This is a genomic window from Kribbella jiaozuonensis, assembly GCF_005233875.1.
GTDB lineage: Bacteria > Actinomycetota > Actinomycetes > Propionibacteriales > Kribbellaceae > Kribbella > Kribbella jiaozuonensis.
This window is the reverse complement of sequence record NZ_SZPZ01000004.1, coordinates 289099-302282: the sequence shown is the minus strand read 5'-3', so window position 1 is coordinate 302282 and position 13184 is coordinate 289099. Positions and strand designations below refer to the sequence as shown.

Annotated in this window: 19 protein-coding genes and 1 pseudogene; 13 read left to right on the top strand and 7 right to left on the bottom strand. The window is 66.9% G+C overall.

Translation table 11 applies throughout. The features are described 5' to 3' along the window. Positions 1 to 8: 8 nt before the first annotated feature. Positions 9 to 218 (bottom strand): CDGSH iron-sulfur domain-containing protein, encoded by a 210-nt coding sequence (locus FDA38_RS27570; RefSeq protein ID WP_137257044.1) that lies wholly within the window; start codon positions 216 to 218, stop codon positions 9 to 11. A 76-nt stretch (positions 219 to 294) separates the two neighbouring features. Here FDA38_RS27570 and FDA38_RS27565 point away from each other — a divergent pair, with 76 nt between their 5' ends. After that, positions 295 to 1278 carry an iron-containing redox enzyme family protein gene (locus FDA38_RS27565; protein ID WP_137257043.1) on the top strand — a complete coding sequence of 328 codons (984 nt, stop codon included), beginning with the start codon at positions 295 to 297 and terminating at the stop codon, positions 1276 to 1278. Between the two features lie 40 nt (positions 1279 to 1318). On the opposite strand, the gene FDA38_RS27560 is transcribed toward FDA38_RS27565, so the two are convergent. Beyond that, a complete protein-coding gene (locus FDA38_RS27560; RefSeq protein WP_137257042.1) occupies positions 1319 to 1738 on the bottom strand; it encodes a hypothetical protein in 420 nt (139 codons plus the stop codon). Between the two features lie 153 nt (positions 1739 to 1891). Here FDA38_RS27560 and FDA38_RS27555 point away from each other — a divergent pair, with 153 nt between their 5' ends. The 4 genes from FDA38_RS27555 to FDA38_RS27540 all read left to right on the top strand — a co-directional run bounded on the left by FDA38_RS27555 (position 1892) and on the right by FDA38_RS27540 (position 4162). Continuing rightward, a complete protein-coding gene (locus FDA38_RS27555) occupies positions 1892 to 2581 on the top strand; it encodes a GAF and ANTAR domain-containing protein (RefSeq protein WP_137257835.1) in 690 nt (229 codons plus the stop codon). A 58-nt stretch (positions 2582 to 2639) separates the two neighbouring features. Further along, on the top strand, positions 2640 to 3035 hold the full coding sequence (locus FDA38_RS27550; protein ID WP_137257041.1) for a hypothetical protein: 396 nt from the start codon (positions 2640 to 2642) through the stop codon (positions 3033 to 3035). Positions 3036 to 3122: 87 nt separating this feature from the next. Further along, the gene (locus tag FDA38_RS27545; protein ID WP_137257040.1) at positions 3123 to 3806 is read left to right on the top strand and encodes a DUF6766 family protein; all 684 of its coding nucleotides are present in this window, start codon (positions 3123 to 3125) and stop codon (positions 3804 to 3806) included. Positions 3807 to 3889: 83 nt separating this feature from the next. After that, a complete protein-coding gene (locus tag FDA38_RS27540) occupies positions 3890 to 4162 on the top strand; it encodes a GlsB/YeaQ/YmgE family stress response membrane protein (RefSeq protein WP_137257039.1) in 273 nt (90 codons plus the stop codon). A 94-nt stretch (positions 4163 to 4256) separates the two neighbouring features. On the opposite strand, the gene FDA38_RS43710 is transcribed toward FDA38_RS27540, so the two are convergent. The 3 genes from FDA38_RS43710 to FDA38_RS27525 all read right to left on the bottom strand — a co-directional run bounded on the left by FDA38_RS43710 (position 4257) and on the right by FDA38_RS27525 (position 5452). Beyond that, on the bottom strand, positions 4257 to 4508 hold the full coding sequence (locus FDA38_RS43710) for a J domain-containing protein (protein WP_137257038.1): 252 nt from the start codon (positions 4506 to 4508) through the stop codon (positions 4257 to 4259). Positions 4509 to 4674: 166 nt separating this feature from the next. Then, positions 4675 to 4962 carry a hypothetical protein gene (locus FDA38_RS27530; protein ID WP_137257037.1) on the bottom strand — a complete coding sequence of 96 codons (288 nt, stop codon included), beginning with the start codon at positions 4960 to 4962 and terminating at the stop codon, positions 4675 to 4677. A gap of 46 nt (positions 4963 to 5008) precedes the next feature. Continuing rightward, complete coding sequence (locus FDA38_RS27525) at positions 5009 to 5452, bottom strand: Hsp20/alpha crystallin family protein (RefSeq protein ID WP_137257036.1); 444 nt, start codon at positions 5450 to 5452, stop codon at positions 5009 to 5011. A gap of 125 nt (positions 5453 to 5577) precedes the next feature. Between FDA38_RS27525 and FDA38_RS27520 the strand changes: the two genes are divergently transcribed. Further along, on the top strand, positions 5578 to 6234 hold the full coding sequence (locus FDA38_RS27520) for a hypothetical protein (RefSeq protein ID WP_202877856.1): 657 nt from the start codon (positions 5578 to 5580) through the stop codon (positions 6232 to 6234). A 173-nt stretch (positions 6235 to 6407) separates the two neighbouring features. On the opposite strand, the gene FDA38_RS27515 is transcribed toward FDA38_RS27520, so the two are convergent. Continuing rightward, positions 6408 to 6965, bottom strand: a complete 558-nt coding sequence (locus FDA38_RS27515; RefSeq protein WP_137257035.1) for a hemerythrin domain-containing protein — start codon at positions 6963 to 6965, stop codon at positions 6408 to 6410. Positions 6966 to 7296: 331 nt separating this feature from the next. Between FDA38_RS27515 and FDA38_RS27510 the strand changes: the two genes are divergently transcribed. The 4 genes from FDA38_RS27510 to FDA38_RS27495 are packed head-to-tail and all read left to right on the top strand — an operon-like array spanning position 7297 to position 9890. Then, on the top strand, positions 7297 to 7905 hold the full coding sequence (locus FDA38_RS27510) for a hypothetical protein (protein WP_137257034.1): 609 nt from the start codon (positions 7297 to 7299) through the stop codon (positions 7903 to 7905). A 1-nt stretch (position 7906) separates the two neighbouring features. Continuing rightward, positions 7907 to 8332 carry a phage holin family protein gene (locus FDA38_RS27505; RefSeq protein ID WP_137257033.1) on the top strand — a complete coding sequence of 142 codons (426 nt, stop codon included), beginning with the start codon at positions 7907 to 7909 and terminating at the stop codon, positions 8330 to 8332. Continuing rightward, positions 8308 to 8940, top strand: coding sequence for a DUF3618 domain-containing protein (locus FDA38_RS27500; protein WP_137257032.1), 633 nt, complete (start codon positions 8308 to 8310; stop codon positions 8938 to 8940). Before FDA38_RS27505 ends, FDA38_RS27500 begins: the two co-directional genes overlap by 25 nt. After that, positions 8940 to 9890 carry a YihY/virulence factor BrkB family protein gene (locus FDA38_RS27495; RefSeq protein WP_137257031.1) on the top strand — a complete coding sequence of 317 codons (951 nt, stop codon included), beginning with the start codon at positions 8940 to 8942 and terminating at the stop codon, positions 9888 to 9890. Before FDA38_RS27500 ends, FDA38_RS27495 begins: the two co-directional genes overlap by 1 nt. 13 nt (positions 9891 to 9903) lie before the next feature. On the opposite strand, the gene FDA38_RS27490 is transcribed toward FDA38_RS27495, so the two are convergent. Then, a complete protein-coding gene (locus FDA38_RS27490; RefSeq protein WP_137257030.1) occupies positions 9904 to 10380 on the bottom strand; it encodes an SRPBCC family protein in 477 nt (158 codons plus the stop codon). Here FDA38_RS27490 and FDA38_RS27485 point away from each other — a divergent pair. The 3 genes and pseudogenes from FDA38_RS27485 (at position 10369) to FDA38_RS27475 (ending at position 13146) form a co-directional block, all read left to right on the top strand. After that, the gene (locus tag FDA38_RS27485) at positions 10369 to 11490 is read left to right on the top strand and encodes a MerR family transcriptional regulator (RefSeq protein ID WP_137257029.1); all 1122 of its coding nucleotides are present in this window, start codon (positions 10369 to 10371) and stop codon (positions 11488 to 11490) included. The two genes, FDA38_RS27490 and FDA38_RS27485, sit on opposite strands and share 12 nt — an antisense overlap. Before the next feature lie 110 nt (positions 11491 to 11600). Next, positions 11601 to 12410, top strand: coding sequence for a GAF and ANTAR domain-containing protein (locus FDA38_RS27480; protein ID WP_170989892.1), 810 nt, complete (start codon positions 11601 to 11603; stop codon positions 12408 to 12410). Between the two features lie 206 nt (positions 12411 to 12616). Then, positions 12617 to 13146: pseudogene (locus tag FDA38_RS27475) on the top strand (manganese catalase family protein). Positions 13147 to 13184: the final 38 nt, after the last annotated feature.

Sequence of the window (13184 nt, the reverse complement as noted above, 5' to 3'; positions counted from 1 at the left end):
GGTCGCAGTCAGCTCGCTCGGGTTCGTTGCGGGATGGTGTGAGTGCCGTCGCAGAACGGAGGGATGGCGGTGCGTCCGCAGCGGCAGAGCGCGATGGTACGGCGTGCGGCCGCCATCGCATCGCCGTTCTCGTCCAGCAGCTCGAAGTCTCCGCGCACCAGGATCGGGCCGTCCGGGTAGAAGCGGAGCTGTGCCGCACTGTCGTCCTGCATGGTCATGGACCGCAGGTACCCAGTCCTGTAACGGTTTCCTGGTCGGGTACCGGGTCGCGGTCAATGCGTCGAGGAGACACACATGCAACTACCACCACCGCGTGGGCCGCTCAGTACCTGGTTGAACAACCGGCTCACGGGTGTACAGCGGCCCACCGAGATCTCGCGACCCCGTCAGCCGTTCGCGGACGAGGATCTGCAACTTGCACTCTGGATCGCGTACGAGCTGCAGTACCGCGGCTTCGACGATGTCGAACCCGACGCGCAGTGGGACCCGGTGATCATTGCGGCCCGCACCGAGTGGGAGCGCCCGTGGATCGACTGGCTGGAAGCCAATTGCCGGGTTGATCCGACCGACGAGCCGGTCGCGGAGCAGCTCCGCGCGATGATCGACGCCGATGACGGGCCGCGGCTGGCGCCGTACCTGCGTCGACACGCCACGCGAGAGCAGTTTCGCGAGTTCGTTCTGCAGCGGTCGGTCTACCAGCTCAAGGAGGCCGACCCGCACAGCTTCGGCATCCCACGTCTCGACGGCGCTGCGAAGGCGGCACTGGTCGAGATCGAGTCCGACGAGTACGGCGGCGGTCGGCCGGAGCGGATGCATTCCGAGCTGTTCCGTACGACGATGCGCTGGCTAGGCCTCGACGACAGCTACGGCCGCTACGTCGCAGAGGTGCCGGCTGTCACGCTGGCCGTGTCGAACGTGATGTCGCTGTTCGCGATTCACCGCCGGTGGACCGGCTCCCTCATCGGTCACCTGGCCGCGCTCGAGATGACGTCCACGCTGCCCAACCGCCAGTACGCCGCCGGCGCCGCCAGACTCGGCGCCTCGGACGACCAGGCGCAGTACTTCACTGAGCACGTCGAAGCGGACGCCGTGCATGAGCAGATCGCGGCCCACGACCTCTGCGGCAGCTACGTGCAGCAGCATCCCGATGCGATCGGCGACGTCCTGTTCGGCGCCCGCTGCTCACTCGTCGTCGACAACCGCTTTGCCGAACATCTCCTGACCGAATGGGCGGCATCACCCCACTACCTCCGCGCGAGCGCGACCGCCACAGGATGAGTCGCGGTATGGGTTCGTGAAGGTCGGTGGCGCGGCAAGGTCAGCCGTTGGACTTCTCGTCCAGCGCTGCTCGTGATCGCGCCACCTCGTCGCTGTCAGGGGTGACCGATTCGTCCTGCTGGTCGAGCTTGCGCCGGTAGAAGTCGTAGGCGGCCTGCTTGCTCATGCCCAAGGCGCTGCCGACCTGGCTCCAGCTGGAGCCCTCCTCGCGGGCCTGGCGCATCAGGTGCCACCGGGCAGCCGTCAGCAGCTCCACCACGCGCCTGCTTGCCCGCAGCGCCTCCAGCCCGGTGACGCCCGGCAGATCCGCCAGTGCGTTCACCAGCACCGCGACCGGACGGCCTGCTGCTTGCTCCTGCTCGATCCCGCGCTCATAGGACTCCCGCTGATCGCTGACCCGCAACACGTCGAGCAGCTCTTCCAGGCCCCTGGTATCCGCACCGTCGGGAGCCTGTCTCATGTCACCACTCACAGCGTCAAGGTAGCTTGACACCGGGTCAGCGTCAAGCTAGCTTGACTTTATGGGCATCATCGTTCCACCTCCCGGCACGACTCGCGCAGGCCTCACCGCCGAGAAGTCGCCGTCGCCAGCCCGGAGGGACCCGAGGTGACCATGATCGATCTGACCAGCGGCGCCGCGGCCGAACGGTTCGCCCAGCTCGCGCTCGACCTGCACGATTCCGACGGGATGGAAGAGACCGTCGACGCCGTCGTGGAGTTCGCCTTGCAGGCGCTGGACTGCTCCCATGCCGGCGTTGCGCTCGTTGTCAGTGGCAGGCAGTTGCAGGTTCCTGCGGTCACTGACCCGGTGGTCGCCGAGATCTACGCGTTGCAGGTCGGCGGCGGCCAGGGCCCGTTGGCGGAGTCGATGCGTGAGCACTCGATCGTCCTGGTCCGCGACACCGCCTCGGACGACCGCTGGCCGGAATGGGCCGGCAAAGTCCTCGAGCTCGGTGTGCGCAGCGTTCTGGACATGCCACTGACCACCGCGGCCGGCACGGTCGGGGTGCTGGGGCTGTACAGCACCCGGCTGGATGCCTTCGGTCCTGACGAAGAGGCGATCGCGCACATCCTCGCCCGGCACGCCTCGGTCGCTGTCGCCAGCGCCCGGCAGGAGGACAACCTCGCCCAGGCAGTCGACGCCCGCAAACTCGTGGGCCAGGCAATGGGCATCCTGATGGAGCGCTACAACCTCGACGGCGACCGGGCCTTCGCCATACTGCGGCGCTACTCCCAGGACACCAACACGAAGTTGCACGCCGTCGCGCTCCAACTGATCGAGACCCGCAAGCTACCCGACTGATCATCCGGCCCCCCACAGGCGACGCCTCACGGCGCATCGGCTTGGGAACCTGTTCGGTATGAGACGGTGGGTTGTCGGCGTGGTGATGGGCGCGATCGTACTCACGGTCAGCTCATGTGGCTCGAAGTTGCCTGAGGCATCTTCTAGCGCGGCGGACCGGTTCTATCACGCAATCGAAGTGCACGACGCCGCAGCGGCCTGCGGGTTGTTGGCGCCACAGACCCGCCACGAGGTGGAACAGTCGGCGCAGACGTCGTGTTCTGCGGCGATCCTCGACGAGGACATCCCCGCGGCGGGCACGGTGGTCGAACTGCGGAAGTACGGCACTCAGGCGTACGCGCGGATGAACGGGGACACTGCCTTCCTCGCCGAGTTCGGCGACGGCTGGAAGATCGTCGCCGCGGCTTGTATCCGGCACGATCAAATGCCTTATGACTGCAAGGTCAAGGGGTGAACGGCCGATGCGCGTGATGTTCATCGTCTACCTGGCCGTCGTCCTCGTCGGATTGGCGTATTTCCTCACCCTGGGGGTGATCAACCGATGACCCGAGCGCGTGGCTTCGTGCGCGACAACTCCCTCAGCCTGGTCTTCGGACTGCTGTTCCTGGGTGCCTTGGTCGGGCAGGCCTTCGCCGGCCTCGCGGAGTTCAACAACGGCCAGGTCGCCGACGGACTGGCGACGATTACGTTCGGCCGGTACGTCACCTCCGCAGACTTCGCCGTCGACGTCACCGAGAACTGGCAGAGCGAGTACCTGCAGTTCCTGCTCTACATCGTCCTGACCGTCTGGCTGGTACAACGCGGTTCGCCAGAGTCCAAGCCGCTCGATGAGGCCGGCCGGGAATCCGACGAGGACCAGAAGGTCGGTGCGTACGCCGGACCCGACTCACCGCGCTGGGCGAGGGCCGGCGGCTTGCGGACCAGAATCTATTCCTCGTCACTCGGTCTCGTGATGGGATCGATCTTCCTAGCCTGCTGGCTGGTGCAGTCGGTCGCGGGCTGGTCGGCGTTCAACGAGCAGCGGCTGAAGCAGCTTCAGGATCCGCAATCGTGGCTGTCCTACGTCGGCTCGGCCGACTTCTGGAGTCGCAGCCTGCAGAACTGGCAGTCGGAGTTGCTTGCCGTCGGATCGATGGCGGTCTTCAGCATCTACTTACGTCAACGGGGATCGCCTGAAAGCAAGCCGGTCGGCGCCTCACACGAGGCGACCGGCATCGAGGGCTGACGAGCCGGTTTGTGGCTTGGGCACCGGTGGGGTCGCTGCGGTACATCACCTCAGCGATTCGGGGCTACAAGAGGAACGGAACCATGGAAATCATCGGAGTCATCGTGGCCGGCATCATCATCGGCCTACTCGGAAAGTTCGTCGCTCCGGGCAACAAGGACAACATCCCGATCTGGCTGACCATCCTGTGCGGAATCGGCGGGGTAATCATCGGATGGTTCGTCTACACCGCGTTCGGCGGTAACGGCAGCCCAGGCGTAGACTGGGTCCGCTGGCTCGTGGCCATCGTGATCGCAGCCATTCTGGTCGTCATCGCATCCACAGTGACCGGCCGGAACGCGTCCGCGCGACGCTGAACCCAAACCTGGCGCCGCTCGAGCCACACTGAACGGCTCGAGCGGCGCCAGGCGGGTCTTCCAGATGCCGTGCCCGCAGGAGGTTTCGATGCCGTCAACGGACGTCATGATCCTCGGTCAAGATGCGGTCGTAGGCGGCGCGACGGACGGGATCGCGCAGCGTCGTGTAGGCGGTGAGGATTTCCCGCAGGCGCTGGTCGGCGTCCGGTCCCGGCGAGAGAGTGTCGGTGTGTTGACGGATGAGTGCACGGAAGGCGTGATCGAGGTCCTCGTCCGAGGCTTCAGCGGTTACGCCGAGCACGTCGTACGGATCTAGGTCTGGCCGCTGGGTGACAGGCTGGGTCATGGGTGCTCACCGCCTCTGACCGCTGAAGCAGGGTCGTCGGGTTCGGGGTGGTGCGGCGGCCCGCCTGGTGAAGAGGTGTGACATGGCGGGCGGCCGCACCACAGGTCAGGACTTGTCTCGAGTGACGGCTGGGTTCACCTCCTCTCACACGAGAAACCGAGGTTCGTCAGCTGTTCCGGTGCCGCGGGGGACCGCGAGCACGGCCATCAGTTCGCTTCGGCAGCACCGGCCGGAGCGCACGTTTCCCCTGCCGTGCCCGGCGCGACCGTGGCCACGCCGAGTGTCCACCGCCGGGTGGGCAGGGCTTGTCGAGCGGTGGTTCGGACGGTGATTCCCAGCTGGCGGCGATCAGGGCATCGAACTCGGCCCGGAGCAGCTCGTCATCGGCGAGCGCCAGGTCGAGGAAGGCCTCGTCGAGTTGCTGTGTGTCCAGCTGCTGTGTGTCCACCGTCATCGATCTCACCCCATCGACAACAACGTGCCCTGGCGCCGGCGCCTGGTCAGGCGTTGATCTCCTTGCGATCGCTGTCGGTGCTCGCGATCGAGATCTTGCGCGGCTTGGCTCGCTCGGCGATCGGGATCCTCAGTGTGAGTACGCCGGCGTCGTAGCGGGCCTCGATCCGCTCGGCGTCCAGCGTGTCCCCGAGGAACAGTTGCCGCGAGAACACCCCGAGCGGGCGCTCGGCAACCTGCATCTCCACATCGTCACCGAGCTCGAGCGGCCTGCGCTCGGCCTTGACGGTAAGCACGTTGCGTTCCACGTCCAGTTCGATCGCGTCCGGTGCGACACCGGGAAGATCGAAGGAAACGACGTACTGATCGCCTTGCCGGTAGGCGTCCATCGGCATCGCGGTCGGACGCGACCACGTGCCCGGCGTCTGGCTCCCGAACACCTGCTGGGCGAGCCGGTCGAACTCCCGGAACGGGTCTGTGCGCATCAACATCGTCTGCACCTCCTGTGGCATCGAGTCCTGTGGTGTCAATACGCACCTCCGGTATAACATGTCATCCAAACGATGACAAGCGTGGATGTCATCCAATCGCTGACACCGAATGATGAGGTGGGGGAGTGGCCGCTGACGACCAGATGGACGATGCGGCGACTCCGGTCGCGGCCGCACTTGCCGCGGTGGAGCGGATGGTTCAGCACCTCACGCCCAAGGCCGAGGGAGGGTACGCCGTCAACTCGGCGAGCGTTCTCACGGCGTTGGCCGACCTGCGGGGCGTCCAGGAGCGGCTCGCGGCCTGGGAGCCGATCCTGATCGGTGCTGCCCGTGACCAGGGTGTCAGCTGGGCAGATCTCGCCCCCGCGCTCGGCGTTGCCAGCCGGCAGGCGGCCGAGCGCCGCTATCTGCGACTCAACCCGCACAGCGCCGACCAGCCGGACATGACCGGCGAGGAGCGGGTGCAGGCGGCGCGGGACCGCCGCGCAGGCGAACGGGCGGTCACTCGATGGGCGCGGGACAACGCGGCCCAGCTGCGCCGGCTCGCCGCGCAGATCACCGCGCTCGACGACCTCGACACCGATGCCCAGGAAAGCGTCGACCGCCTTCTGCACGCACTCGGCGACGACGACAGCTCAGCTTTGCTCGCGCCGTTGGCCGAGGCCGGAGCGCAACTCGAGAACAGCAACCCCACGCTGGCCGGGCAGGTCACCGACATCAACACCACCACCGACCAACTCCGCGACCGACACAAAACCAGACCACAGGACCCGGCGCCATAAGGTCGGGGCGCCATCAGGTCGGGGCGCAGCTCGTGGGGCGGGCTTCGCGCCGGACCCAGTCCCGGCCGCCAGGTCGAGACCCGGCTTACGAGCTTGGCTGCACTCGGCCTGGCCGTGTGCCGTCCGGCGCGAAGCGCTCTACTGCGGCGGTTCTACGTACCGCCGCGCGATCGTCAGAGGTCTGCTTCCTTCTGGACCTTCTGCTGGAGTTTGTCCTTGGGCAGGCCGGACGTCCCCTTGATGTCGGCGTTGCTCGCCTGCTGCGCGAGTTGCTCGCGGGTGATGTCGCCGGGTTGTTCGCCGAGGTGTTGCTTGCGGCTGGCAGCGAAGGCTTCGCCGAGCTCGGTACGGCGTTCGTCCGACAAGTTGGACCGCATTCCGGGCAGGACCTTGGTCTCTTCCTCTTCGACGTGATGTGACACCGCGTCGATCAGGTTCTGCAGCGCCTTGTCGAACGCGGGCGACGTCGGATCGGTCTCGGCGAGCTTCGCGAGCAGCTGGTCGGCCTCGATGTGCTCCTGCTGGCTGTGCGAGACCTCTTCCTTCTCGCCGGCTTCGGCCGCGGCGACCGGATAGACCTCGGCTTCCTCGGCCCGGCTGTGGGCGGTGAGCAGGGTAGTCAGCACCGGCAGCAAGTTCGGGCGCTTCTCCGGATTCTCCTGGAGTTCGTCGAACAGCCGCTCCACCTCGCGGTGGTCCTGCATGATCAGATCAACAACGTCGCCGGGCATCTCATCGTCCTCTCGCACTGTGTGGTGCACTGCCAGTACCCGACTCGCATGCACTGCTACGAAAGAGATTCGCGTGTTTGGCAGCGGGTACCGGTCGGCTGATCTCCTTGGTGGTACGGCAGTGTGCCATTTCGGTAAGTCCTTGTTGCGAGGCAGAAATGCTGCGCCCGCCGGCCTTGACCAGGCCATCCCCACCTTTGGTGCCGCCGTTGTCGTACGGCGTAGGAGGCGCGGCGCCTCGTGACGTCAGTCAATTGCTCCTGGAAGGAGCCGTCACATGTCGCATACGACGAATCAACGGATGAATGCAGAGAGCCCACCAGCAGATGGTGTGGCCGAGACCGCCCGGGACCAAGCCGGGCAGCTGAAGGAGACGTCGGCCGACGCCGCTCGCGAGGTCGCGGGGACGGTCAAGGAGAAGGTGTCGGACGTGACATCGGACGTCCGTTCCGAGACCCGGCGGCTGGCGAGCCAGACTCGACAGGAACTTGCCGGGCAGGCGAGTCAGCAGAAGGACCGTGCCGCCACCGGCCTCCGTTCGGTGAGCGACGAGCTGCGCGGTATGGCCGAGCACGGGCAATCCGGTCTGGGTGCTCAACTCGCACGCCAGGGCGCCGACTTCACCGATCAGGCCGCGGATTTCCTGCAGCAGCACGAACCCGCCGACCTGCTGGACGAGGTCCGTGGGTACGCGCGCCGCAAGCCGGGCACGTTCCTGCTGATCGCGGCGGCTGCCGGTGTCGTCGCCGGACGCCTGACCCGTGCCCTGGCATCGGGTGGCACCGACGCCCCGAAGAATTCTGTGACGCCGGCCAATACCGGACTGCCCAGCGGCAACGGTCTGGCTGAGGCAGGCGCAGACGATTACCTGGTCCCGCCGCCCGCGGCGCCGATGGCTACGCCGGTCACGCCTCCGCGCGCGCCGGGTTCGGAGTGGTGAGATGACATTGGACGGATCACCACCCGGTAGCAGTCCGCAGCGGCTGTCGATGGACGAGTCGGTCGGTCAGCTCGTTTCCCAACTGACCACCGATCTGGGCCAACTGACCCGCCAGGAGCTCGCGCTGGCCAAGGCGGAACTCCAGACGGAGGCGAAAAAGGCCGGCAAGGGCGCCGGGATGCTCGGCGGCGCGGCGTTCGCCGGCTGGATGGTCGCTCTTTTCCTTTCCTTGACGGTGATGTGGGCTCTCGACGAGGCCATGGATCTGATCTGGGCGGCGTTGATCGTCGCGGTCGTGTGGGCCGTCGTGGCCGTCGTACTCGCGATGTCGGGACGCAAGGAACTGCAGGAAGTAAGCCCGAAACCCGACCAGACGGTCGAATCACTCAAGGAGGACGCGAAATGGCTGAAGACCCGGAAGAGCTGAAGCGCAACATCGAGCAGACCCGCCGCGAGGTGGGCCGCGATGTCGACGCCTTGACAGAGAAGGTCAGCCCGGGTCGCGTGGTCGGCCGGCGGGTCGACCGGGCCCGCGGCGGCGTCCGTCGGTTGAAGGAGCACGTGATGGGTTCGGCCGAGTCGATGGGCGGATCCGTGAGCGATACGGCGGGTTCGGCTGTGTCGACCGTGCAGGACGCCGGTAGCAAGGTCGGTGACGCTGTCGGTTCAGCGCCGGAGATGGCTCGGTCGCGGACGCGTGGTACGCCGCTGGCAGCCGGCTTGATCGCCTTCGCGGCGGGATGGGTGGTCGCCGCGGCGGTGCCTGCGTCGACGCGGGAGCGCGAGCTCGCCCAGGACACCAAGGACAAGGCGATGGAAGCCGCAGGTCCGGTGCGGGAGCAGGCCGCGCAGGTGGCCCAGGACCTGAAGGACAACCTCCAGGAGCCGGCGCAAGAGGCGGTCGAGAACGTCAAGCAGTCCGCGTCCGAGGCGGCCACGGATGTGGCGGACGAGGGTCGTTCGGCGGCTCAGCAGGTGGCGGAAGGCGCGAAGGATTCGGCGGACAACGTCCGGCAGGCCGGTTCCTCGAGCTGATGAACGGCGAACGACGACCGGACGTTCCGGGAGTGGATGCGGAGAAGCCGACACAGATCCCGGCATCCGGTTGGTGGCAGGTGATCCGGCGGGCCTGGGCCGAGGCCAAGGCCGACCAGGTTCCGTTGCTCGCGGCCGGGGTCGCGTTCTTCGGCTTCCTCTCGCTGTTTCCTGCCGTCGTCGCCGGTGTGCTGGCCTACGGACTGGTTGCGGATCCGGCCCGGATCCGCAACCAGGTCGAGGATCTGACGGCCGCCATGCCGGCGTCAGGGCGCGAGCTGCTGCTCCAGCAGCTCGACGCTCTGACGTCGGCGCCGCGGCAGGGGCTGGGGATCGGCGTCGCGATCGCCGTGATCGCCGCTGTGTGGAGCGCATCAGGAGGCGTCGGATACCTGCTGACCGCCGTCAACCTCGCCTACGACGAGGAAGAGACGCGCGGGTTCGTCCGCCGCAAGCTGCTGGCATTGGGTATGACGCTGGGCGCGATCGTCTTCGTCCTGCTCGCGATCGCGTTGTTCACGGCGGGCGCCGCGATCGGGGACCACGTCGCACCACCGGTCCGGATCCTGCTAGTGGTGGTACGGCTGGTGCTCGCCGTCGTACTGATCTCGGTGGCGCTTGCCGTCACCTACCGGCTCGGGCCGGACCGCGATGCGCCACGCATCCGCTGGGTCTCCATCGGCGCCGTCGTCGCCACCATCATCTGGCTGATTGCGTCGATCGGTTTCTCGGTCTATGTCGCGACGTTCGGCAATTACGCCAAGACGTACGGCAGCCTGGCGGCAGTGGTGGTCCTGATGTTGTGGCTGTGGCTGACCGCGTACGCCGTACTGCTCGGAGCCGAGGTCAACGCCGAGGCCGAGCAACAGACGGCGCGGGACACCACGAAAGGCGAGCCCCGCCCTCTCGGCAGCCGAAACGCCGTCAAGGCGGACACGCTCCCGAAATAGTCCGCCTGCGAGGTCACTCAGGGGCTGCGGGCCCGCCTACCCGAGATGTCGTTTCGAGCGAGGATTTGATGGTGTCGAGGACGCGTCGAAGTTCTTCGTCGGTGTTCTGGTCCGCGGGGTGGGCGGTGTCGAGGCGGACGGTCAGTTTCGAGGTGCCGTCGGCAACGAAGTCGACGTCCAGCTCGCCGTGGTAGTCGCTTTCGTCGGGTGATCCCCAGCGGAGGCTGCGATTCTCCTCGACGACCTCGATCCAGGCGTCGCTGTGCACCTCGCGTCCTGACGGCACCTCGGCCGTCACTTCGACGTCTTCGTGCACCGCCTGCTTGGGACGCCGCGCTTCCAGTCCCTGCGCTTCGTCGGGAACAGGGTGGGTCCGGTGTACGTCGCGCAGTCGCGGCAGGTACTCGGGCAGGTTGCCGAGATCGGACAGATAGTCGAAAAGGATGTTCGGCGCGACATCCACCGTCGTCCATGCCTCATGGTGTGCCATCGGTACTCCCGCTGTTCGTGGTCCCGTCGGAGAATCGCGCGTGTATTCCCGGACGGTGTCCCGGTCCTGCTGGGCGCAAACGCCCCTTATAGTGCTGGAAGGTCGTGTGTCGCCCGTACCCCAGGCGACTCGCCCGGCGCTTCGTCGAGCGAGTTTCGGCCCGGGATGGTGGATGTCGTGACGGACCGCAGAGGCCAAGTGGCGCCCACGGGACACGGAACGGTGTTCGCGGTCGGGCGGGTCGCGGCACTGCTGGGGATTCCCGCGGTGACCTTACGTAGCTGGGAGCGCCGCTACCAGGTAGGTCCTGCGCAGCGCTCGCCTGGGCAGCATCGCCGCTACACCCGCGCGGATGTCGAGCGACTGCAGCGGATGCGGAATCTCATCGCGGCGGGGACACCGGCCCGTGAGGCCGCGCTGTTGTCCGCGACCGCCGGCGGCGCCGATGACGACGTCGCGGAGGTGTGGACCGAGCTCGAGGCTCGCTCCCTCGTGGAGCTGGCATCTACAGCGCGCCTGCAGTCGTTGGCCGAGGAGCTCCAGACCTGCTTGACGCAACGAGGTCTGTCATCGGCCTGGGACCAGGTGATCCGTCCGGCACTGCGAATGCTGGAGGCCCGATACGTGGCGGCCGGCGATTGCATCGACATCGAGCTCGTCCTGACCCAGGCGGTCTCGGACGCCGTCGACCGCCATACCGACCTGCTCCGGCCACCGGCCGCGGATGCGCAACATCCAGTCCTCTTGGTCTGCTGTCCAGGAGAGCGGCATTGCCTGCCGCTGAAGATGTTGCGGGGAGTCCTGCTCGGTCTGGCCATCCCGACGGTCTTTCTCGGTCCTGGTCTGCCGGCCGGCGCAGCCACCGCCGCAATCGCCCGCATCACCCCCTCGATCGTCGTGTTGTGGGCTTTGATCCGGCGTCGCGAATCGATGGAGTTTTATCGCACCATCGCGGGTAGGGGAGTCGTGATGTGCGCGGCGGGTCCTGGCTGGCCGCATACTCCTGATCCGGTGCGGAGCCTGGACGGTGCGGTCAAGCGGATCAGCGGCCTGTGGCTCACGGCAGAAGATCTGTCATCAGCTGTTGGGATGACAGGACGCCAGGTATAGATTTGCCGTGTCGGATGCACAAGTTCATCCGAGCGCGGGTTGTTACTGCTGCCCTAGACCCGGTGGCACTCCAGACAGTCATCACGGAGTGTTCTCAGAGAGTCGGGCCCATGCACAGCACCGCGTCATCCGCGCGTTACCTCTCCCTGCCCACGACGCCCGTCGACGGCTCGTTCGATGCCATGGCTGTGGACTCGGATCGGATCCGAGCCGGGGGATTGGCGTACGCCGCCGGGTTCGCGCGGCTCGCCATGGATCTCCAGGATGCCGGCGGCCTCGAAGAGACCGTCGCGCTCGTCGTCCAGCTGGCTCCGCGGGTCATACCGTGTGATCTCGCCGGGGTGATGCTTCGCAAGCGTGGCGGCCGGCTGACCCCGGCTGTGCCGATCGATCCGCGCAGCGCGGCTGCCTTTCAGTTGGAGGCCGACTGCGGCGAGGGTCCGAGCGCTTGGCTGAACGCCGAGCGCTGCAGCGTGGTGGTCAGCGATACGCTCGACGATCAGCGGTGGCCGCGATGGGGGCCGTCGGCGGCCCGGCTCGGCGTGCGCAGCCTGCTCGGCATCCGGCTGCGGACCGGCCAGGCCGATCTCGGTTTGCTGAACTTGTGTTCGGTACTGCCCGGCCGGTTCGCCGACGCGGACAAAGAGGCGGCGAATCTCCTGGCCTGCCACGCGTCCGTTGCGATCGCCGCAGCACGCGAAGCGGCGATGCTCGCGCTGGCCATCGACGCGCGCACTGTCATCGGGCAGGCGCAGGGAATGTTGATGGAGCGGCTCGGACTGGATGCCGCGCAGTCGTTCGCGGTGCTGCGACGCTATTCCCAGGACAGCAATGTCAGGCTGCATGAGGTCGCGTCCACATTCATCAAAACCCGCCAACTGCCATCCCGCGCCGGTCGCGCGAGATCCAAGCCTGTCTGACGGCAACTGACAGGTGGCAATCGCCGAGCGGGCGGTCGTCCTGGGGCAATCGAGGCGTCCCTGAAACTTGTGCAGGGTCCGTTTGCGGGTGTCCGGCTCGGGTACCGAATCGCGAGAGCATCTGTCCCTGAGGGGGCCGGACAGCTGTCATCTCGATCGTTGCCCCGGACCCGGCAGCAGCCCAATCAGCAGACTGCGGCCGGGAGGTGAGTGCGTTGCCGGCGGACAGTCAGGGTGTGCCCTGGAACGGCCGATATATCGTTGCTAGCGGCAACTTGCTCGCCGACTTCCGGGCGAACGCGGCCGCCGAGGCGCACGGACGCCTGCAGACCGCGCGGCTGTACAACATGACCGATGACCCGGTGTGAAGGCGATGCTGCAGTTCAACCTCGCCCGCGACACGGTCCATCAGAAGCAATGGCTGAAGGCGATCGAAGAGCTCGAGGCCGACGGGCTGGAAGGGCCGATCGTGCCTGACGCGCTGTTCGACGAGGAAGACCAGGAGGACAACCACACGATCTGGCGTCTGCCGGACGGCACGGATGGCAAGAAGGGCGGCTGGACCCAGGGGGACGACCCCCTGGACTACCTGGCCGATCCCGAACCGCTGGGCGGCCCGGGAACCGCGCCTGCTCCCGACCCTGCGCTGTTCGGAACGTACTCCGCCGTTCAGGACCTGAAGGGGACCGTCAAAGGCAAGGCGCAGGCTGCAGCCAAGAAGAAGTCCTCCAAGTAGCCGGAGGATCTCATCGTCACGACGAAGCTCTGGGAGCA